The following is a 19529-nucleotide window of genomic DNA, read 5'->3' as shown; positions in this document are numbered from 1 at the left end:
AGTGGCTGTGCACGCGCGGAAGCCGGGCCGCCACGAGGACCTCCCGCTCGGAGGTCCGGGCGGAGTCGGTCAGGAACACCTCGCACACGGCGGCGCGGTGTCCAGGCTGCGCGGGACTGTGGTCGAGCGGGGCAGGTCTCAGGCCCACAGGTCGGTGATGCGCACGCCGAGGCCGGCCAGCAGCCGGCGCAGCAGGGGCAGCGAGAGCCCGATGACGTTCCCGGGGTCGCCGTCGACGCCCTCCACGAACGGCGCGGAACGCCCGTCCAGGGTGAACGCCCCGGCCACGTACAGGGGCTCGCCCGAGGCGACGTAGGCGGCGATCTCCTCGTCGTCGGGGGTGCCGAAGCGGACCGTGGTGGAGGCCGTCTCGGACACCCGCAGGCCGCTCGCGGTGTCGACCACGCAGTGCCCGGTGCGCAGCACACCGGAGCGGCCGCGCATCGACTTCCAGCGGACCACGGCCTCCTCGGCGTCGGACGGCTTGCCCAGCGCCCGCCCGTCCAGCTCCAGCACGGAGTCGCAGCCGACGACCAGCGCGCCCGCGGCCTCGGGCAGTCCCGCCACGGCGTGCGCCTTGGCCTCGGCCAGCACCAGGGCCAGCTCCGCGGGGGTCGGCGCGGACAGCGCGTCCTCGTCGACACCGCTGACGATCACCTTCGGGTCCATCCCCGCCTGCCGCAGCAGGCCGAGCCGGGCGGGGGAGGCGGAGGCCAGGACGAGGGCGCGCTTGTCACTCATGCGGACCAGCGTAGGGGGTGGGGAACCGCCGGGCGGGAACCGGCGTGATCCATGGGGGACGGAGAGGCGGGGCGGGGACTACAGCCCCAGGAGCACCATGACCACGAAGACGGCCACGGCCAGCACGACGCCCGCCCTGCGCAGCATCGCCTGGACCTGCCGCATCTCCTCGGGCGGCTCCTGGGAAGGGTCGGACCACAGCATCCTTCCAGGGTGCGTCCGGTGACGGCTCCGGCGCCTGAGTACGCGTACTCAGGCGCCGAAGCCGTCACGGAACGCGGAACGCCCGCGCGGCCCCGGGTGCCGGGGCCGCGCGGGCGGGAGGCCGCCTACTGCGGCCAGAAGGAGGAACGCCAGGCCTTCGGGCCCGGGTGGGGCAGGCGGCGCGGGATCGTGCGGGCCGGGTCGGCCCACTCCGAGACCGGCCCCTTCCCCTCCCCGCCGGCCGCGGCGGCCGCGGCGGCACGGGCGTGCACGACGGCCACGACCGCGGCCAGCTCCTCCGGGGCGGGATTGCCCCTGACGACGTTGATCACCGGAGCTTCTCCTTAACGGGGCTTACAGGGGGATGTTGCCGTGCTTCTTCGGCGGGAGGCTCTCGCGCTTGTTCCGCAGAACGCGCAGCGCCTTCACGAGGTGGCTGCGGGTCTCGGACGGCATGATCACCGCGTCAACGTAGCCGCGCTCGGCCGCCACGTAGGGGTTGAGGAGGGCGTCCTCGTACTCGGCGATCAGCTGCTGCCGCAGCTCGTCGGGGGCGTCGGACTCGGCCAGCGCGCGGCGGTGCAGGATGTTCACCGCGCCCTGGGCGCCCATGACCGCGATCTGCGCGGTCGGCCAGGCCAGGTTCAGGTCGGCGCCCAAGTGCTTGGAGCCCATGACGTCGTACGCGCCGCCGAACGCCTTGCGGGTGATCACGGTGATCAGCGGGACGGTGGCCTCGGCGTAGGCGTAGATCAGCTTGGCGCCGCGGCGGATGATGCCGCCGTACTCCTGGTCGGTGCCGGGCAGGAAGCCGGGCACGTCCACGAAGGTCAGCACGGGGACGTTGAAGCTGTCGCAGGTGCGGACGAAGCGCGCGGCCTTCTCGGAGGCGTCGATGTCCAGGGTGCCGGCGAACTGCATCGGCTGGTTGGCCACGATGCCGACCGGGCGGCCCTCGACCCGGCCGAAGCCGGTGACGATGTTCGGCGCGAACAGGGCCTGGGTCTCCAGGAACTCGCCGTCGTCGAGGACGCTCTCGATGACCTTGACCATGTCGTACGGCTGGTTCGCCGAGTCCGGGACGATCGTGTCCAGCTCCAGGTCCTCGTCCGTGACCTCGGTGCCGGCCTCCTCGGGGAAGGCCGGGGGCTCCTCGAGGTTGTTGCTCGGCAGGTACGACAGCAGCGCCTTGACGTACTCGATGGCGTCCTTCTCGTCGCCCGCCATGTGGTGCGCGACGCCGGAGGTCGAGTTGTGGGTGCGGGCGCCGCCCAGCTCCTCGAAGCCCACGTCCTCGCCGGTGACCGTCTTGATGACGTCCGGGCCGGTGATGAACATGTGCGAGGTCTGGTCGACCATCACCGTGAAGTCGGTGATCGCGGGGGAGTAGACCGCGCCGCCCGCGCAGGGGCCGACGATCAGGGAGATCTGCGGGATCACGCCGGAGGCGTGGGTGTTGCGGCGGAAGATCTCGCCGTACATGCCCAGCGCGCTGACGCCCTCCTGGATGCGGGCGCCGCCGGAGTCGTTGATCCCGATGACCGGGCAGCCGTTCTTCAGCGCGAAGTCCATCACCTTGACGATCTTCTGCCCGAAGACCTCGCCGAGGGCGCCGCCGAAGACGGTGAAGTCCTGCGAGAAGACGGCCACCGGGCGGCCGTCGACCGTGCCGTAGCCGGTGACGACGCCGTCGCCGTAGGGGCGGTTCTTCTCCAGCCCGAAGTTGGTGGAGCGGTGGCGCGCGAACTCGTCCAGCTCGACGAAGGAGCCCTCGTCCAGCAGCAGGTCGATCCGCTCGCGGGCGGTCAGCTTGCCCTTGGCGTGCTGCTTCTCCACCGCACGCGCCGAGCCGGCGTGGGTCGCCTCCTCGATGCGCCGTCGCAGGTCCGCGAGCTTGCCCGCGGTGGTGTGGATGTCGATCTCCGACTCGGCCATCGAAGCGGTTCTCCTGCTCTGGTTGCTCTTGTACGGACCATACCGATGGCGCTGTGCGCCGCTTCGTAGCGTATCCGCGCAGGTGCAGGGCGGCCGTGCGGCGTTGGACACAGTGCCGTCGGCACGTCTTTGTCGGGTTCCGCCTACGGCGGCATAGGCTGGTCGCATGACCCCGCAGCAGCCCGGTACGGGCCCCTCACGCTGGTCCGACCTGCGCAGACCGCCGTTGAACGCCGCCGCGCTGCGCCGTGCGCTGGTCGTCCCGGGGTCGTTGTGGACCAGCCTCGATGTGGTGGATGTCACGGGTTCCACCAACAGCGATCTGGGCGCGCGGGCCCGCTCCGGCGCGCCCGAGGGCGCCGTGCTGGTGGCCGAGGAGCAGTCCGCCGGGCGCGGCCGGCTCGACCGGCGCTGGAGCGCCCCGGCCCGCTCCGGGCTCTTCTTCTCCGTGCTGCTGCGCCCCGGCGACGCCGTGCCGGTGGCCCGCTGGGGCTGGCTGCCGCTGCTGGTCGGCGTCGCCACGGCGAGCGCCCTGGCCCGCACCGCAGGCGTCGACACCGCACTCAAGTGGCCCAACGACATCCTGGTCACCGTCGACGGCGAGGAGCGCAAGGCCGGCGGCATCCTCGCCGAGCGCTGCGAGGGCGCCCTGATCGTCGGCATCGGGCTCAACGTCACCCTCGGCGCCGACGAGCTGCCCGTCCCCACGGCCGGCTCGCTGGAACTGGCCGGCGCCGCGGAGACCGACCGCGACCCGCTGCTGCGCGCCGTGCTGCGCTCGATCGCCGACTGGTACGGGCGGTGGCGCGAGGTGGGCGCCGACCCCGGCGCGTCCCGCCTGCACGAGGCTTACACGGCCGGCTGCGCGACCCTGGGCCGCACCGTGCGCGCCGAACTCCCCGGCGGGGAGTCGCTCGAGGGCGAGGCCGTCGCGATCGACGACACCGGCCGCCTGGTCGTGGCCACCGGGGACGGCCTGCGGCCGGTCGGCGCCGGCGACGTCGTGCACGTCCGGCCGTCCGGCGGCAACGGCGTCCGCGGCACGCCGAGCGCGGAGTGAGCTGGAGCACATCTGCCGTATCGTGGGGGGCCGACGGGTGCAGACCGGCACGACGGACCTGACGGGCGGAAGGGCAGTGCACAGGCCAGGTACAGGGGGCGGGCGGTGAGCGTGGAGGGCACGGGAGCCGACCCGCGCCGGACGGCCGCCGAGGACGGCGGGACCGCGGCGGACGGCGGGGCCGCCGTCCGCGGGGACGGGTCCGGCGAGCACGGGCGCGACGACCGGGAACCGGGCTTCGGGCCCGCCGGCACCGCCGGGAGAGCCGGCGCGGACGCGGCCGTGGAGGCCGTCGGCGGCGGGGAGACCGACGAGGACCCGCTCGCGATCCGGCTGGAGCAGCTGATCCTCGGCGCCGAGCGCCAGTACACCCCGTTCCAGGCCGCGCGCACCGCCGGCGTCCCCATGGAGCTGGCCGCCCGCTTCTGGCGCGCCATGGGCTTCGCCGACATCGGCCAGGCCAAGGCCCTCACCGACGCGGACGTCATCGCCCTGCGCCGCCTGTCCGGCCTGGTCGAGGCCGGGCTGCTGAGCGAGCCTATGGCCGTCCAGGTCGCCCGCTCCACGGGGCAGACCACCGCCCGCCTCGCCGAGTGGCAGATCGACTCCTTCCTGGAGGGGCTGACCGAGGCCCCGGAGGCCGGGCTGAGCCGCAGCGAGGTCACCTATCCGCTGATCGAGCTCCTCCTGCCCGACCTGGAGGAGTTCCTGATCTACGTCTGGCGCCGCCAGCTCGCCGCCGCCACCGGCCGGGTGATGCAGTCCGCCGACGACGAGGAGAGCGTCCACCGCCGCATGGCGGTCGGGTTCGCCGACCTCGTGGGCTTCACCCGGCTGTCCAAGCGGCTGGAGGAGTCGGAGCTCGGCGAGCTGGTGGAGGCGTTCGAGACCACCGCGGCCGACCTGGTCGTCGCGCACGGCGGCCGGCTGATCAAGACCCTCGGCGACGAGGTGCTCTACGTCGCGAGCGAGGCCGGCACCGCGGCGGAGATCGGCCTGCGGCTGATCGAGTCGATGCGGCACGACGAGACCATGCCGGCCCTCCGCGTCGGCATCGCCTTCGGCACCGTCACCACCCGGATGGGCGACGTCTTCGGCACCACCGTCAACCTGGCCAGCCGGCTGACCTCCATAGCCCCCAAGGACGCCGTGCTCGTCGACGGCGAGATGGCCGGGGCGCTGGCCCGGGACGGCGACGCGCCGCTGTCGGAGGTCGAGGCCGCGGAGGAGGAGAAGGAGGGCGGTGCCTCCGCCTACCGCTTCGCCCTCCAGCCGATGTGGCGCCGCCCCGTCCGCGGCCTCGGAGTGGTCGAGCCCTGGCAGCTCACGCGGCGGCCCTCCGCCGCGGGTTGACCGGCCGCCCGGGCGGGTGCGGCCGGCCCGCGTCCGCGGGCGGGGGTTGAGGCGGGGCGCCCCGGAGGCGATCATGGCCCGCGGAACGCCCGCGGAGCACCGCGGGCGGGCGCCGACACCGGGAGGGCCGGGAGCCATGGACAGCACGCAGCAGGGCGGCACGCACGAGGAGCAGCGGTACGGGGAGTACGTGGCGGTGCGCCGGCACGGGCACGTGGTCGAGCTGGTGCTGGACCGCCCCAAGGCGATGAACGCCGTCTCCACCGCGATGGCCGCCTCCGTCGCCGAGGCCACCGCGGCCCTGGCGGCCGACCGCACCGCCCGTGTCGTGGTGCTGACCTCCTCCCACGAGCGGGCGTTCTGCGTGGGTGCCGACCTGAGGGAGCGCAACGGCTGGTCCGACGCCGAGCTGGCCCGCCAGCGCCCCCACGCCCGGGCCGCCTACACCGGGGTGCTCGAGCTGCCGATGCCCACGGTCGCCGCCGTGCACGGCTTCGCCCTGGGCGGCGGGTACGAGCTGGCGCTCTCGTGCGACCTGATCGTCGCCGACCCGACCGCCGTGGTCGGGCTGCCCGAGGTCTCCGTCGGGGTGATCCCCGGCGGCGGCGGGACCCAGCTGCTGCCGCGCAGGGTCGGCGCGGCGCGCGCCGCCGAGCTCGTCTTCACCGCGCGCCGGGTGCCCGCGGGCGAGGCACTGGAGCTCGGCATGGTCGACTTCCTGGCCGCCGAGGGCCAGGACCGCGCCGAGGCCCTGGCGCTGGCCCACCGCATCGCCGTCAACTCCCCGGTCGGGCTGCGGGCGGCCAAGCGGGCCCTGCGGCTGGGGCACGGCATGGACCTGCGCTCCGGGCTGGAGGTCGAGGACGCCGCCTGGCGCACGGTCGCCTTCTCCGGCGACCGCCACGAGGGCGTCGCGGCCTTCAACGACAAGCGCACCCCCGAGTGGCCGGGGGAGTGAGCCGCGGGCGTCCGGGGAGATGACCCCCCGGCCCGTGCGGCCTTCCCGCGGGCGTCCGCCCGGCCTCCCCGCGCGGGATGAAAGGAGTGAAAGCCTCTATTCTGGGACTCCTGCGCGGCGTGGGAGCGGTGATCGGGAGACGGGACGGCCAGTGGGCGAGGACGCGGGGCTGCGGGCCGTGGTGAAGCTCGCGCAGGCCATGGCGGCCGCGCAGGGCCCCTGCGACGTGATCCGCGCCGCCGCGGCCGGCGCCAGGGCGGCCATGGGTGCGGAGTTCGCCGCGATCTCCGAGTGGGAGCGGGCGTCCGGGCGGCTGAAGGTGCTGGTCAACGACGGCCTGCTGGCACCGGGCGAGGAGGCCCTGCCGAAGGACGAGGGGTACCCCGTCCACGACTTCCCCGAGATCGTCGGCTTCCTGCACGAGCGCTGGGCCTCCGGAGGGGAGCCGCACGCCTGGGTGGAGACCGCCGACGGCCCGGAGGAGCAGGGGACCTACCGTCACCAGCGGGTCGCCGCGCTGCGCAGGCGCGGCCGCGCCTGCTGCGTCGTCGCCCCGATAGTGCTGCGCGGGCGGGCCTGGGGGGAGCTGTACCTGGCCCGGATGCCCGGCCGTCCGGTCTTCGACCGGGCGGACGCGGACTTCGCGACCGTGCTGGCCGCGGTGATCGCGGCGGGGATCGCCCAGACGGACCGGCTGGAGGAGGTCCGGCAGCTGGCGTTCACCGATCCGCTGACCGGTCTGGCCAACCGCCGGGCGGTCGACGCCCGTATGGACGAGGCGCTGGAGCACCACCGTGCCCGGGGCACGGTGGTCAGCCTGGTGGTCTGCGACCTCAACGGGCTCAAGGGGGTCAACGACACCCTGGGCCACGACGTCGGCGACCGGCTGCTGGAACGATTCGGCTCGGTCCTGTCGCTGTGCGGGGCGATGCTGCCGGGCACGCTGGCGGCCCGGCTCGGCGGGGACGAGTTCTGCCTGCTGGCCGCGGGCCCGGAGGCGGACGAGGTGGTCCGGGTGGCGGAGGAGCTGTGCCGGCGCGCGGACGAACTGGAGCACGGGGAGGGCGTGGCCTGCGGGGTCGCCTCCACCGGTGACCCGATCGGCGAGGTGACCTCCGCCCGCAGGCTGTTCCGCCTGGCGGACGCGGCCCAGTACCGGGCGAAGGCGGCGCGCTCCCGGCACCCGGTCGTCGCCGGCCGCGGCGGCGACCCGGACCCGGTGATCGAACTGGTGGAGGCCGCGCCGCCGAAGTCGGACGAGCGCCGCCGCTTCCGCGGAGCACTGCACCGCGGCGGGCAGGACCGCGGCGGGCAGGACCGCGGCGGGCGGGAGCCCGCGCCCTGAGCCCCGGCCGGCCCCTCCCGGCCCCCGGGCCCGGCCCCCGTCCCGCGCCGCCCTGCGGGTCAGACCGCGACGCGGTGGGGGTGGGTGTAGACGTTGGCGGTGCGGCCGCGCAGGAAGCCGACGAGCGTCAGGCCGACCTCCTCGGCCAGCTCCACGGCCAGGGAGGAGGGGGCGGAGACCGCGGCCAGCACCGGCACGCCGGCCATCGCCGCCTTCTGCGTCAGCTCGAACGAGGCCCGGCCGCTGACCATCAGGACGCGGCCGGACAGGGGCAGCAGTCCCTCGCGCAGCGACTGGCCGACCACCTTGTCGACGGCGTTGTGCCGGCCCACGTCCTCGCGGGCGCACAGCAGCCGGCCGTCGGCGGTGAACAGCCCCGCGGCGTGCAGGCCGCCGGTGCTGTCGAACGCCCGCTGCGCGGCGCGCAGTGCGTCGGGCAGCCCGTAGAGGACCTCGGGGGTCAGGCGCACCGGGTCCTCCCCGACCGGGAACGGGCTCTTCAGCCGCACGGCCTCGATGCTGTCCTTGCCGCAGATGCCGCAGCCGCTGGTGGTGAGCATCGAGCGGTTGGCGGTCAGGGGCGCGGAGGTGCCGGGGGCCAGGACCGCGTCCAGCACGTTGTAGGTGTTCGCGCCGTCGGGGCCGGCGCCGGCGCAGTAGCGCATCGAGCGCAGCTGGTCGGGCCGGGTGATCACGCCCTCGCCGACGAGGAACCCGGCCATCAGGTCGAAGTCGTGGCCCGGGGTGCGCATGGTGACGGTCAGGGGGGTGCCGCCGATCCGGATCTCCAGCGGCTCCTCCGCCGCGAGCGAGTCGGGGCGGCCCGTGCTCCGGTCGCCGTCGAGCCGGAGTACCTTGCGGCGGATCGTGCTCCGTGCCATGGATCGAGGATATCCGGGGGGCGTGACAACTTCCTTTTCAGTATCTAGGGTTTCTGAATATGAATATGCACACTGTGGTGGTCGAGCCCTCGGGGGCCGGCGCGGACGACGTACTGGCGGTGGCCAGGGGCGGCGCGCGGGTCGAACTGTCCCCCGCCGCACTGGACGGCATCGCCGCGGCCCGGAAGATCGTCGACGACCTGGCGGGCGGGCCCGACCCGGTCTACGGCGTCTCCACCGGCTTCGGCGCCCTCGCGGTGCGCCACGTCGACCCCGCGCTGCGCGGCCGCCTCCAGCACTCCCTGGTCGTCTCGCACGCCGCCGGCATGGGCCCGCGGGTCGAGCGCGAGGTCGTCCGGGCCCTGATGTTCCTGCGGCTGAAGACGCTGGCCTCCGGCTACACCGGGGTGCGCCCGGTCGTCGCGGAGACCATGGCGGCCGTGCTGAACGCCGGCATCACCCCCGTCGTCCACGAGTACGGCTCCCTCGGCTGTTCGGGCGACCTGGCGCCGCTCGCCCACTGCGCGCAGGTCCTGATGGGCGAGGGCGAGGCGGAGGGCCCCGACGGCACGGTCCGCCCCGCCGCCGAGCTCCTCGCCGAGGCCGGCATCGAACCCGTGGTGCTGCGCGAGAAGGAGGGGCTGGCGCTCATCAACGGCACCGACGGCATGCTCGGCATGCTCGTCATGGCCTGCGCCGACCTGGAGCGGCTCTTCACCTCCGCCGACATCGCCGCGGCGCTGACGCTGGAGGCCCTGATGGGCACCGAGCGCGTCCTCGCCCCCGAACTGCACGCCGTCCGCCCCCACCCGGGGCAGGCCGCCAGCGCCGGGAACATGCGGCGCGTACTGGCCGGGTCCGGGCTGACCGGCCGGCACCAGAGCGGCATCGACGGCCTCCCCGCCGCCCCGCGCGTGCAGGACGCCTACTCGGTGCGCTGCGCACCCCAGGTGGCCGGCGCGGGCCGCGACACCCTCGCCCACGCCCGGCTCGTCGCCGAGCGCGAGCTGGCCGCGGCGGTGGACAACCCCCTGGTGCTCCCCGACGGCAGGGTGGAGTCCAACGGGAACTTCCACGGCGCGCCCGTCGGCTACGTGCTGGACTTCCTCGCCGTGGCCGTCGCCGACCTCGGGTCGATCAGCGAGCGCCGCACCGACCGGCTGCTGGACGCCAACCGCTCGCACGGCCTGCCGCCGTTCCTCGCCCACGACCCCGGCGTCGACTCCGGCCTGATGATCGCCCAGTACACCCAGGCCGCCCTGGTCAGCGAGAACAAGCGGCTCGCCGTGCCGGCCTCGGTGGACTCCATCCCCTCCTCGGCCATGCAGGAGGACCACGTCTCGATGGGCTGGTCCGCGGCCCGCAAGCTGCGCACCGCGATCGGCAACCTGACCCGCATCGTGGCCGTCGAGCTGGTCGCCGCGACCCGCGCGCTGGAGATCAGGGAGAACACCCTGGGCCGCGGCCCGGTGCTCTCCCCGGCCGCCCGCGCCGTGGTCGCCGCGGTGCGCGGCGCCGGCGTCGCCGGACCGGGCACGGACCGCTTCACCGCCCCCGACCTGGCCGCCGCGGAGGCGTTCGTCGGGCAGGGGCGGCTGGTGGCCGCCGCGGAGGGCGTCACCGGCCCGCTGGCCTGACCCGGCGTCCGACGGGGGCCGGGCGGGGAGCCCGGGCGGGCGGTCGCCGCCGTCAGGCGGCGCCGTCCGCCTCCTCGGCGCCGCCCGCGCGGCGCACGGAGTGCAGCACCAGGGCCGCGCCCACGCCGAGGAAGAGCAGGCCGCCGGTGACGTACGGCGTGGTGTCCACGCTGCCGGTGTCAGCCAGGTAGACCGCCCGGCCGGCGTCGGCGCCGGTGCCGGGCGCGGACCCGGCGGCGGGGACAGTCCCGGACGTGTCGGACGTGTCGGACGTGTCGGCGGAGCCGGCCGCGCCGGAGGCGTCCGTGCCCGCTCCGCCGCCGGCCGCGGCGGCGCCGCCGGCCGCGGGCGCGCCGGTGTCCCCGGAGGTGCCGGCGCCCTGCTCTCCCGCCTCTTCCGCGGAGGTTTCTGAAGTGGCGTTGGTCACATCGGATGCGGTGTCGTCCCCGGCCGCGGGGGCGGCCTCGGCGGGGGCGGATCCGGCCCGGGCCTGAACGGCAACCGTGGCGGGGGTGTTCACCCCGGACCGCACGGCCTCCTCGCCCGAGGCGGACGGAACGAACCACAGGCCCAGCAGCACCGAGGCTGCCGCTGCGGCGGTGATCGGACGGCGCCTCGACGACATGGCCAACGAATCCCCTTGAGAGCACGGCGGATTGGGTGTCACGCCAGATGGTAGTGAGATGACCGTACCGGGGGAAAGGCGGAGGGTGCGGCCGTCGTGTCCGGCGCACCGCACCGGCCGTTGCGCCTACCCTGCCCAACCATGAGCACAGAGAACGGCGAGGGCGCCGGCAACACCCCGCGCCACATCCGCCTCCAGGTCGAACTGGTCGTCGAGATCACCGATTCCGGGGCCCTGACCAGCGCCGCCCTCGAGCAGGTCCGCGAGGACCAGTACATGCCCGACGACGAGCGCGAGCACGCGGCCGCCTCCATCGACTCCGACCCGGCCGAGGCGCTGGCCTACCTCATCGACCCGTTCGACCTCGTCGACGAGATCCCCGGCATCGAGCTGGCCCAGGCCTCCTGGCAGTCGGTGCACACTGAGTACGACCCCGAGTCCGACGAGTGGGACCTCTACGAGGACGAGGCCCCCGAGGGGGAGGCGGGCCCCGACGGGGAGGGCGCCGGCGGCTGACCGCCCGGTTCCGGCCGTCGGCCTCCCGGTTACGTATGCCACAGTTTGGTTACGGCAGGAACGGACGCGGGACTTCGCCAGTCCTTGAACATGGGCGGGCACGCATCGGTGCCGGAGTGCCCGGGCACGGGTCGTAGTGGTGACAGGCGTCTGTGGAAGTGGAGATTGGTGTGAAGTCAGCGGAGACCGGCATACCTTCCGGACGGCAGTCCGTGCGTCGTGGGCGTCGTGGACGCAGGACGGCCGGGGCAGTGGCGGTGCTGCTGAGCGGAGTGCTCACGCTGAGCGCCTGCGGCAGCGACGGGGGCGGCGACAGCAGCAGCGACTCCGCGAGGAAGCCGGACTCCCAGGCCGCGATCGACGCCGCCGCCGCCAAGGCCTCGTCGGAGGCGAAGGTCACGTTCTCCGCCAAGGAGGGCCAGGACAACGTCTCGATCAACTCCTTCAGCGCCTCGGTGAAGAAGGGCACCTTCACCGAGGTCGTCCTCACCGCCGCGGACAGCGGCACCGCGGTCGAGGGCAGCTTCAACGGTGACAAGACCGGCTGGAAGCCGAACGGCCAGCTGGAGCGGGGCACCAAGTACCAGGTCAAGGCGGTCGCGAAGGACGCCGACGGCCGCAAGGAGACCGTGAACCGCACGTTCACCACGGTCTCCCCGGCCAACAGCTTCATCGGCTACTTCACCCCGGACGACGGCGCCAAGGTCGGCGTCGGCATGCCGGTGTCGATCAACTTCGACAAGGCGATCACCGACAAGGCCGCCGTCCAGTCCGCGATCAAGGTCAACTCCAGCTCCGGCCAGGAGGTCGTCGGGCACTGGTTCAGCCCCACCCGCCTGGACTTCCGCCCCGAGGAGTACTGGAAGGCCGGCTCCACCGTGAGCGTCGACCTCAACCTCGACGGGGTCGAGGGCGCCGACGGCGTCACGGGCATCCAGGACAAGACGGTCACCTTCCAGGTCGGCCGCTCCCAGGTCAGCACCGTCGACGCCCGGGCGAAGACGATGACCGTGGTGCAGGACGGCAAGACCGTCAAGACCTTCCGGATCTCGGCCGGCAGCCCCGCGACCCCGACCTACAACGGCCAGATGGTGATCTCCGAGAAGTTCAAGGAGACCCGGATGGACGGTTCCACCGTCGGCTTCGTCGGCAAGGACGGCAAGGGCGAGTACGACATCTCCGACGTGCCGCACGCCATGCGCCTGAGCACCTCCGGCACCTTCATCCACGGCAACTACTGGGCCGCCGACTCCATCTTCGGATCGGCCAACACCAGCCACGGCTGCGTGGGCCTGAACGACGTCAAGGGCGCGGGCGACAGCGGCCAGGACGGCGCCTGGTTCTTCAACAACTCCCTCATCGGCGACGTGGTGGTCGTGAAGAACTCCCCGGACAAGACCATCGCCCCGGACAACGGCCTCAACGGCTGGAACATGTCCTGGGAGGAGTGGAAGGCCGGCAGCGCGATCTGACCGCGCACCGCGCCGCCACCCGCGGCGCACGGCGGCGGCGCACCCGCGCCGCACCGACGACGGGCGGGGCCCGGGCACCGGAGACGATCCGGCACCCGGGCCCCGCCCGTTCCCCGTCCCCGCCCGCTCACCCCGCCGGGAGCCCGCCGTCCGGCCTTCCCTCCTGCCGGGCGGCGAGCTCGAACCACAGCAGCTTCCCGCCCGCCCCGAACGGCGCCTCGCCCAGCGCGTACCCGCCCCACCGGTCCGCCCACGTCCGCACCAGCAGCAGCCCGCGCCCGCCCTCGCCCCCGGGATCGGACGGGGCGCTCCCGCCCCGCTGCCCTCCGCCCCGCCGCTCCCCGCCCCGGCGCGGCGGCCGGTCGAACGGCGGCGGGACCACCGGATCGGTGTCCCACACCCCGACTCGGACCCGTTCCCCCTCCATGCCGCTCAGCCGCATCAACGAGGCGCCCCCGGTGTGCCGTTGGGCGTTGGTGACCAGTTCGCTCGCCAGCAGCTCGGCCGTGTCGGCCAATTCCCGCAGCCCGTAACCGCCCAGCACCGCCCGCAGCGTCCTGCGGGCCACCCCAACGGCGCGCGGATCACGTGGCAGATGCAGCGTGTAGGCCCACGGCACGCCGGATTCCACTTCGTAACCCGCCCGATCGGACGGCTCCGGCCGAGAACGCTGCGAGGACGCCGTGGTCATGGAAGTCTCCTGGGACGAGTCGGAGTTGATGGAGAAGACGCGATGGTCCGACTCGCAGCGTACGGCCGCCGATGTAATTTCTTACATAGAAACAATGGAATAACTTACAATTTCCCCTCCAGGGGTGAAGATTGCACCACGTGTGCGAAAAGGAGAAGGCGAATCATGCCGCCGCGTAGCACTCCGACCGCGCGGAAACAGCGCCTGGGAGCCGAACTGCGAAAGCTCCGGGAGCGTGCGGGTATCTCCTCCACGGAAGCCGCAGCGCTCCTGGGCGGCAACCAGGCGCGCATCAGCAACATCGAAGCTGGCCGCTACGCGGTGAGTGCCGACCGAGTGCGGGCCATGGCCCGCAACTACGACTGCTCCGACCAACGGCTCGTCGATGCACTGGCGGGGATGACCGGTGACCGGAAGAAGGGCTGGTGGGAGGAGTACCGGGAGGTCCTCTCCACCCGGTTGCTGGACCTGGCGGAACTCGAACACCACGCGTTGGCGCTACGGGTCGGCCAGGTCATCAATATTCCGGGTCTGCTCCAGACCCCCGATCATGCAAGGGCACTCTTCGGAGAGGCCGTCCCGCCGCTCCCGCCGCACGAGGTGGAACATCGGGTCTCCTTCCGGATCAAACGGCAGGCCGTCCTCCACAAGGAGGAGGCACCCCCATACACGGCGATCGTCCACGAGGCTGCGTTGCGTATGCAGTTCGGCGGTCCTGCCGTGGCCGAAGCACAGCTGAAGCACCTCTTGGCGGTGAGCGAACGGGACAACATCACGGTCGTTGTCATCCCCTTCGGCGGGACCTCCTTCCCCACCACGGGTCACGGCGTCGACTACGTGTACGGTCCTGTGCCACAACTCGACACGGTGCAGCTCGACACCGCCCACGGCAGTGAACTGATCGATGCCGCAGCCCAGGTGGAGAAGTACCGGCTCGTCCTGGACCGCATGGAAGAAGTCGCGCTCACGCCGGAGGCGTCGCGCGACCTCGTCCACGGCATCGTCCGAGAGATCTGAAGGGAACGAACGTGTCCGCTCTCGATTGGCAGAAGTCCTCCTACAGTGAGGAGGCGTCCTCCTGCGTCTACGTCGCCGCCGCACCCGACGGGACGGTCAGGATCCGCGAGAGCGACGACCCGGACGTCGTGGTGACCACCACGCCCGAGAAGCTGCGGGCCTTCATACTCGGCGTCAAGGCAGGCGAGTTCGACCACTTCGCCGACCTCGGGTCCGGCCCCGTCCCCGGGCCGGGCACCGTGAGCGGCGCCTGACCCGGCGTCGGTCCGCTTTTTCGGTTACCCGTCGGGAAACGTCATTCGGCGCAGACGGTCTTGTCCGCCTCGACCTTCGGGATGTCCTTCGGCACCTCTGTCGGGGCCGCGAGGGGGACGCCCGGCTCCTGGAAGTCCGGGCCGAGGGTGAGGGCCATCGGCTCCGGCTCGGCACCCGCGGCGGCGTCCTCCGCGGTGGGCTTCAGCGCCGACGCGGGCAGGCCCATGACCTCGGCGAGGAGCCGTGCCTGGTCGGCCTGCGAGGGGGCGTAGACGAGCTGGGTCTTCGCCACGTTCTCGGGCGCGTTGCCGCCGTTGTCGGACTTCGTGATCAGCTGGTCGTTCTGCAGCCAGTTGAGCACCGTCTGGGCCGAGCCGCCCTTGGCGCCGCCGTTGAGGACCTTCACCCGGACCTGCGACGGATCGGCCTTGGGGCCCTTGAGCCTGGCCGCCTCCTCGGCCGCCTTCCTGCTCTTCTCCTTCTTCTTCACCTCGGTGAGGGAGACGTCCTCCCGGATCATCGAGAAGAGCTGGGGCGCCTTCGTCCTGTGGAGGACGACGGTCGCCTTGACCGTCTCCGCGGGGTTGTCGGTCACCGGGACCGTGGCGAAGCTGATGTTCTTCAGGTCGACCTTGTTGAGCTCCATGGCCAGGGCGCGCAGTTTGCCGACGTCCTTGAGCGTGGAGTCGACCGTCAGCGCCTCGGTGGCCGCCTCGGCCAGGTTCCACAGCTTCTTCGGGTCGGTGAGGGTGTCGTCGGACTTCATCTTGCGCATCAGCGAACTCATGAACTGCTGCTGCGTCTTGATCCGGTCGAGGTCCCCGCTGTTGCCGAAGCTCTTGCGGGTGCGCACGAAGGCGAGCGCCTGCTCCCCCTGGATCGTGTGCTCGCCCTCCGACAGCTTGAGCTTGGAGTCGGGGTCGTCGACGTCCTTCGCGAGGCAGACGGTGACGCCGTCGACCGCGGTGGTCAGCGTCTTGACCGCGTTGAAGTCGGCCACCATGAAGTGGTCGATCCGGATCCCCGTCATCTCGGTGACGGTCCGCATGGTGCAGCTCGGAGTGCGGCCGAACTGGCCCAGGCTCTCGTTGAACCGCTTGTTCGGCGTGCCCGGGATGACCTTCTGCGTGCCGTCGGCCTGAGTGGTCGGGCAGTCCGGGATGTCGGTGACCAGGTCGCGGGGGATGCTCAACGCGGTGGTGTTCGTACGGTCCTTGGAGACGTGCAGCAGGATCGTGGTGTCGGCGTGGCCGGGGCTGTTCCGGTCGCCGTACCCCTCGTTGCCCGCGCCGGTCCGCTTGTCGGTGCCGATCAGCAGGACGTTGATCGCGCGGTCCGGGCTGAAGCCGCCGGTGCCCGCGCCGTCGTCGGGGAGCGTGTCGATGTTCCCGAAGAAGTGGTCGTACACGAGGTAGGCGCCGACCGAGCCGCCGACCAGCACGAAGGCCATGACGCCGCCCGTCCACAGCAGCGCCTTCTGCTTCCCGCTCTTCTCCGCCCTGCGCTTGCGCCGGCCGGGCGGCGTGCCGCCGGCCCGTTCGGGCCCCGCGCCAGCGCCGGCCCGCCTCCTGCCGCGCTGCCCCGGGACCTCCGGGGCCGCGGGGCCCCGGCGGCGGGGGGAGTCGGTCCTGGTGGCGGCGGAGGGCCCGGCGGAGGGAGTGGCTGACGGCGGGGAGGTGACGGAGTCCGGTCGCGCGGCCGGGGGGCCCGGCCGCATCTCGTAGTTCCCGGTGCCAGGGTCGAACACCCACTGGTCTGCGGGGTCCTCGTCGTCCGTCCACCCACGGCCGTGCGTGTCCACAGTTGCTGTGTTCCCTCCGTAACCGGCAGGCGCGCCCCTCCCGGGCGCTCGATCGACCGCCCGGTCCGACGGCCGGGCCACCCGCTCGGCCGACTCCCTGGACAGCGCGCGGCCCGCGCACGGGCGCGGGACGACCGCACCGGGCGGCTCACACTATCCGCTCGGTTCGGGGCAGAGCAGGGCCGGGGGCGAAATCGTTCCTCGGCGAACCGGGAGGTCTCTCCGATTCGGAACGTACCGCGCCACGCCTTTGACGCGGCTTTACCCGCGCCCCGTGTCCCGCGCCCGTGTCCCGCGCGGGAGGAGCGGCCGTGCAGCACCTCAGGGAAGCTCGAAACGCATGACGTCGTCGGGCTGCGGAGCGAACTGCTGCCGGTTCCAGTCGCGCTCCTCCTCGACCAACTCGTCCCATTCCCAGGAGAATTTGGGTTCGGGCTCGGTGGGAACGACCACCACGTGCGAAGGGAAGGCGTGCGCCGTGCGGTCCGCAGCCGAAGCCGCCTCCGCCCCCGCCTCCGCCGCTCCGCGAAGGTGCTTCGCCGCCGCGTGGACGAGCGAGGCGGAGACCTCCCCGGAACCCGTCCCCAACGATCCGCAGACCAGGAGATCGGCGTCCCGCGCCCTGTCCAGCAGCTCCTGGGCGGGGTGCTTGTGCCGGACGACCTCCGCCACCACGGACACCCCCCGGCCGCTGGGGCTCGCGGGCAACTGCTCGACGGCGAACCTCACCATCTGCCGCGCGGCCTGCGCCGTCTCGGACTCCGAGTACGGGGGCCACTCCCAGGGCCAGATCACGTGGACGACGCGGAGTTCGGCCCGGTGCCGGTCCGCCTCGTTGAACGCCCAACGCAGCACGTCGAGTTGGTTCGGCGAACCGTCGATGCCCGCCAGGACCCTCCTGACCTCGTGCGGCTGTTCGCGGACGATGACCGTCGGGCAGGAGCTGGAGGCGGCGCACCTCAGCGCGGTCGAGCCGAACAGGTGCTCCCGCGTGCCGCTGGAACCGACGGCTCCCAGGACGAGGAGTTCCGCGTCCTTGGAGTACTCGACGAGGTCCGGGGCCGGACTGAGCGTGCTGAGCTTCGCTGCGGGCGCGGACTTCTCCACGGAGGCGGGCGCGTCGGCGAGTTCGGGCAGGTGCCCGTCGACCTCCTCCAGGACGCGGTCGGACCCGGGAGGAGCGGCGGCGGACCTGCGGCGGAGCCAGTGCTGCAGGGGATGGGCGATTCCCCGGACGTGCAGGACCCGCAGCCGCGTCCTCCGCCGGGCCGCCTCGCGGTACGCCCAGTCCAACGCGATCCACGAGGAGTCCGACCCGTCGACCCCGACGATCACCCCTTGGCCCTTGTCCATCGCTCTGCTCCCGATCGTGCTTTCTCCGGCCGCGCCTCCGCCCCTCTCTGCGGGCGAACGTTTTTTCTGCTGCACCGGCGGCCGACGTTCGGGACCTCTCGTACGGACCCGCCCGTCGCGCACGTGAACCGCACGACGGACCGCAGAACGGTGAGCCGTCGGGGAGCGGGGCCGGCCGGGGCATGCGGAGCAGGCCCTGAAACCAGGCTGGGCGATCCGGTGGCCGGGGGCAAATCGATCTCGGCCGTTCGTCGGCCGTCCGAGGAGGGGCTGCCTCCCCGACGGAGACCGTCGGGGAGGCGCAGGCGGCAGACCGGAAACACGGCCGGGCAACGCGGGCGGGGGCGGGATCAGGAGGGCGGCAGGGGGATGAGGCAGACGCCGGTGATCTTCTCGATGATCGGGGTCAGGCAGCCGGGTTCCTGCGGCTCCTCCGGCGCGGGCTCCGGCTCGGGTGCCGGGGAGGAGGGCGCAGGTGTGGAAGGCGCCGGGGCGGTCGGGGTCCCGGGCTCCGGCTCGGGCGCCGGGGCAGGGTCGGAGGGGGTGGGGGTGGGGGAGGACGGCTTGCCCGAGCCGGAACCGGCGCCCGGGGAGGGGGTCTTTCCGGAGCCGTCCCCCTTGCCGGAGCCGGAGCCGGAGTCCGCGGGCTTCTCGTCCTTCCCCTTCTCCTTCTCCTTCTCGTCCTTCTTGCCCTCGGAGCCCTTGTCGCCGGGCTTCCGGCCGGCGTCGGTGCTCCCGGTGCCGCCTGCGTCCGTGCCGATGCCGATGCCGATGCCGACGGGGCCGGTGGCACCGGTGTCCGGGATCCGGTGCACGCCGGTTTCGTAGAAGCCCAGCCAGGACTTGACGGTGGCCAGGTACTCCGAGGAGTGGTTGTAGCCGAGGACCGCCCGGTCCAGGTCGGCCGCCCGTGCCAGGTTCCGGCCGTCGGCGCACAGGTACAGGCCCGCGCCGAGCGTCGCGTCGTGGATGTTGTTCGGGTCGCGCACCCCGTCGGCGTTGCCGTCGGCGCCCCAGGAGGCCCAGGTGGAGGGGATGAACTGCATGGGGCCGACCGCGCGGTCGTAGGCGGTGTCGCCGTCGTACCGGCCGCCGTCGGTGTCGGGTATGGAGGCGAAGCCGTCGCCGTTGAGCTGCGGGCCGAGGATGGCCGGGGCGGCGGTGCCGTCGGCGGTCACCCGGCCGTTGCGGGCGTGCCCGGACTCGACCTTGCCGATGGCGGCGAGCAGTTCCCACGGCAGGTTGCAGCCGGGGACGGCGCGGGCCATGACGGTCTCGGTCCGGCGGTAGGCGCCGAGCACGGTGGCGGGGACGCCCGAGGAGCCGGCGGCACCCGCCTCGGGCGCGGCCTCGTCAGGGGCGTCGGGGGCTTTCGACGGCGCGGCCGCCTCGGGTTCGGGATCGGCCTTCAGCGGGGGCAGTTCGGTGCGGTAGGGCGAGTTGCCGGTGATCGCGGTGCCGGGCGGCGGGCTCGGCTCGGCGGCGGACTGCGCGGCGACCGACATCGGCGCCTGGGACGCGGTCAGCGCCGTCATCGCCATCACGGCCGCGGCGGCCCCGCCCAGACCCCTGCGGGCGTGTCTGCGAATGTGTCTCTCGACGCTCATGGCGGCCCCTTCCCCGAGATCGCACCGATCCCCTGGTCCCCTGACTTACGTCCCGTTCCGGGTGACAGTACGACAGCC

Annotated in this window: 19 protein-coding genes; 9 read left to right on the top strand and 10 right to left on the bottom strand. The window is 73.2% G+C overall.

Annotated features, from left to right (window positions below):
- Positions 1-138 precede the first annotated feature (138 nt).
- The 4 genes from GQS52_RS09745 to GQS52_RS09735 form a co-directional block, all read right to left on the bottom strand.
- The gene (locus GQS52_RS09745) at positions 139-741 is read right to left on the bottom strand and encodes a nucleoside triphosphate pyrophosphatase (RefSeq protein ID WP_182313014.1); all 603 of its coding nucleotides are present in this window, start codon (positions 739-741) and stop codon (positions 139-141) included.
- Between the two features lie 78 nt (positions 742-819).
- Positions 820-945, bottom strand: coding sequence for a hypothetical protein (locus GQS52_RS27635; RefSeq protein ID WP_259370679.1), 126 nt, complete (start codon positions 943-945; stop codon positions 820-822).
- Between the two features lie 125 nt (positions 946-1070).
- Positions 1071-1277 carry an acyl-CoA carboxylase epsilon subunit gene (locus GQS52_RS09740; protein ID WP_182313013.1) on the bottom strand — a complete coding sequence of 69 codons (207 nt, stop codon included), beginning with the start codon at positions 1275-1277 and terminating at the stop codon, positions 1071-1073.
- A 22-nt stretch (positions 1278-1299) separates the two neighbouring features.
- The gene (locus GQS52_RS09735; RefSeq protein ID WP_182313012.1) at positions 1300-2880 is read right to left on the bottom strand and encodes an acyl-CoA carboxylase subunit beta; all 1581 of its coding nucleotides are present in this window, start codon (positions 2878-2880) and stop codon (positions 1300-1302) included.
- 166 nt (positions 2881-3046) lie between these two features.
- Between GQS52_RS09735 and GQS52_RS09730 the strand changes: the two genes are divergently transcribed.
- The 4 genes from GQS52_RS09730 to GQS52_RS09715 all read left to right on the top strand — a co-directional run bounded on the left by GQS52_RS09730 (position 3047) and on the right by GQS52_RS09715 (position 7596).
- Entirely contained in the window at positions 3047-3940 is an 894-nt protein-coding gene (locus tag GQS52_RS09730) for a biotin--[acetyl-CoA-carboxylase] ligase (protein WP_182313011.1), read from the top strand.
- 282 nt (positions 3941-4222) lie between these two features.
- Complete coding sequence (locus GQS52_RS09725; RefSeq protein ID WP_182316340.1) at positions 4223-5293, top strand: adenylate/guanylate cyclase domain-containing protein; 1071 nt, start codon at positions 4223-4225, stop codon at positions 5291-5293.
- 136 nt (positions 5294-5429) lie between these two features.
- On the top strand, positions 5430-6251 hold the full coding sequence (locus GQS52_RS09720; RefSeq protein ID WP_182313010.1) for an enoyl-CoA hydratase-related protein: 822 nt from the start codon (positions 5430-5432) through the stop codon (positions 6249-6251).
- A 151-nt stretch (positions 6252-6402) separates the two neighbouring features.
- Positions 6403-7596 carry a sensor domain-containing diguanylate cyclase gene (locus GQS52_RS09715; protein WP_182313009.1) on the top strand — a complete coding sequence of 398 codons (1194 nt, stop codon included), beginning with the start codon at positions 6403-6405 and terminating at the stop codon, positions 7594-7596.
- A 59-nt stretch (positions 7597-7655) separates the two neighbouring features.
- On the opposite strand, the gene fdhD is transcribed toward GQS52_RS09715, so the two are convergent.
- Positions 7656-8477, bottom strand: a complete 822-nt coding sequence (gene fdhD, locus GQS52_RS09710; protein WP_182313008.1) for a formate dehydrogenase accessory sulfurtransferase FdhD — start codon at positions 8475-8477, stop codon at positions 7656-7658.
- 65 nt (positions 8478-8542) lie between these two features.
- Between fdhD and hutH the strand changes: the two genes are divergently transcribed.
- On the top strand, positions 8543-10114 hold the full coding sequence (gene hutH, locus GQS52_RS09705) for a histidine ammonia-lyase (protein WP_182316339.1): 1572 nt from the start codon (positions 8543-8545) through the stop codon (positions 10112-10114).
- A 52-nt stretch (positions 10115-10166) separates the two neighbouring features.
- Here hutH and GQS52_RS09700 read toward each other — a convergent pair whose 3' ends face one another.
- Positions 10167-10739, bottom strand: coding sequence for a hypothetical protein (locus tag GQS52_RS09700; protein ID WP_182313007.1), 573 nt, complete (start codon positions 10737-10739; stop codon positions 10167-10169).
- Positions 10740-10880: 141 nt separating this feature from the next.
- Between GQS52_RS09700 and GQS52_RS09695 the strand changes: the two genes are divergently transcribed.
- Together GQS52_RS09695 and GQS52_RS09690 are read left to right on the top strand one after the other, a co-directional pair.
- On the top strand, positions 10881-11255 hold the full coding sequence (locus GQS52_RS09695) for a hypothetical protein (protein WP_182313006.1): 375 nt from the start codon (positions 10881-10883) through the stop codon (positions 11253-11255).
- A 251-nt stretch (positions 11256-11506) separates the two neighbouring features.
- Positions 11507-12727: an Ig-like domain-containing protein gene (locus tag GQS52_RS09690; protein WP_259370678.1), complete on the top strand. Its 1221-nt coding sequence runs from the start codon at positions 11507-11509 to the stop codon at positions 12725-12727.
- Between the two features lie 127 nt (positions 12728-12854).
- Here GQS52_RS09690 and GQS52_RS09685 read toward each other — a convergent pair whose 3' ends face one another.
- Positions 12855-13346, bottom strand: coding sequence for an ATP-binding protein (locus GQS52_RS09685; RefSeq protein WP_346268233.1), 492 nt, complete (start codon positions 13344-13346; stop codon positions 12855-12857).
- A gap of 237 nt (positions 13347-13583) precedes the next feature.
- On the opposite strand from GQS52_RS09685, the gene GQS52_RS09680 reads away from it, so the two are divergent.
- Positions 13584-14435: a helix-turn-helix transcriptional regulator gene (locus tag GQS52_RS09680; RefSeq protein ID WP_182313004.1), complete on the top strand. Its 852-nt coding sequence runs from the start codon at positions 13584-13586 to the stop codon at positions 14433-14435.
- Positions 14436-14446: 11 nt separating this feature from the next.
- Positions 14447-14689 (top strand): DUF397 domain-containing protein, encoded by a 243-nt coding sequence (locus tag GQS52_RS09675; protein ID WP_182313003.1) that lies wholly within the window; start codon positions 14447-14449, stop codon positions 14687-14689.
- Between the two features lie 41 nt (positions 14690-14730).
- On the opposite strand, the gene GQS52_RS09670 is transcribed toward GQS52_RS09675, so the two are convergent.
- The 3 genes from GQS52_RS09670 to GQS52_RS09660 all read right to left on the bottom strand — a co-directional run bounded on the left by GQS52_RS09670 (position 14731) and on the right by GQS52_RS09660 (position 19451).
- Positions 14731-16491: an LCP family protein gene (locus GQS52_RS09670; RefSeq protein WP_182313002.1), complete on the bottom strand. Its 1761-nt coding sequence runs from the start codon at positions 16489-16491 to the stop codon at positions 14731-14733.
- Positions 16492-16812: 321 nt separating this feature from the next.
- Positions 16813-17844: a universal stress protein gene (locus tag GQS52_RS09665; RefSeq protein ID WP_182313001.1), complete on the bottom strand. Its 1032-nt coding sequence runs from the start codon at positions 17842-17844 to the stop codon at positions 16813-16815.
- A gap of 350 nt (positions 17845-18194) precedes the next feature.
- Positions 18195-19451 (bottom strand): lytic transglycosylase domain-containing protein, encoded by a 1257-nt coding sequence (locus GQS52_RS09660; RefSeq protein ID WP_182313000.1) that lies wholly within the window; start codon positions 19449-19451, stop codon positions 18195-18197.
- Between the last annotated feature and the right edge of the window lie 78 nt (positions 19452-19529).

Origin of the sequence: Streptomyces sp. SCUT-3, from assembly GCF_014083985.1 — a bacterium.
Lineage (GTDB): Bacteria > Actinomycetota > Actinomycetes > Streptomycetales > Streptomycetaceae > Streptomyces_H > Streptomyces_H thermolineatus.
This window is presented reverse-complemented; position numbering and strand designations above follow the sequence as displayed.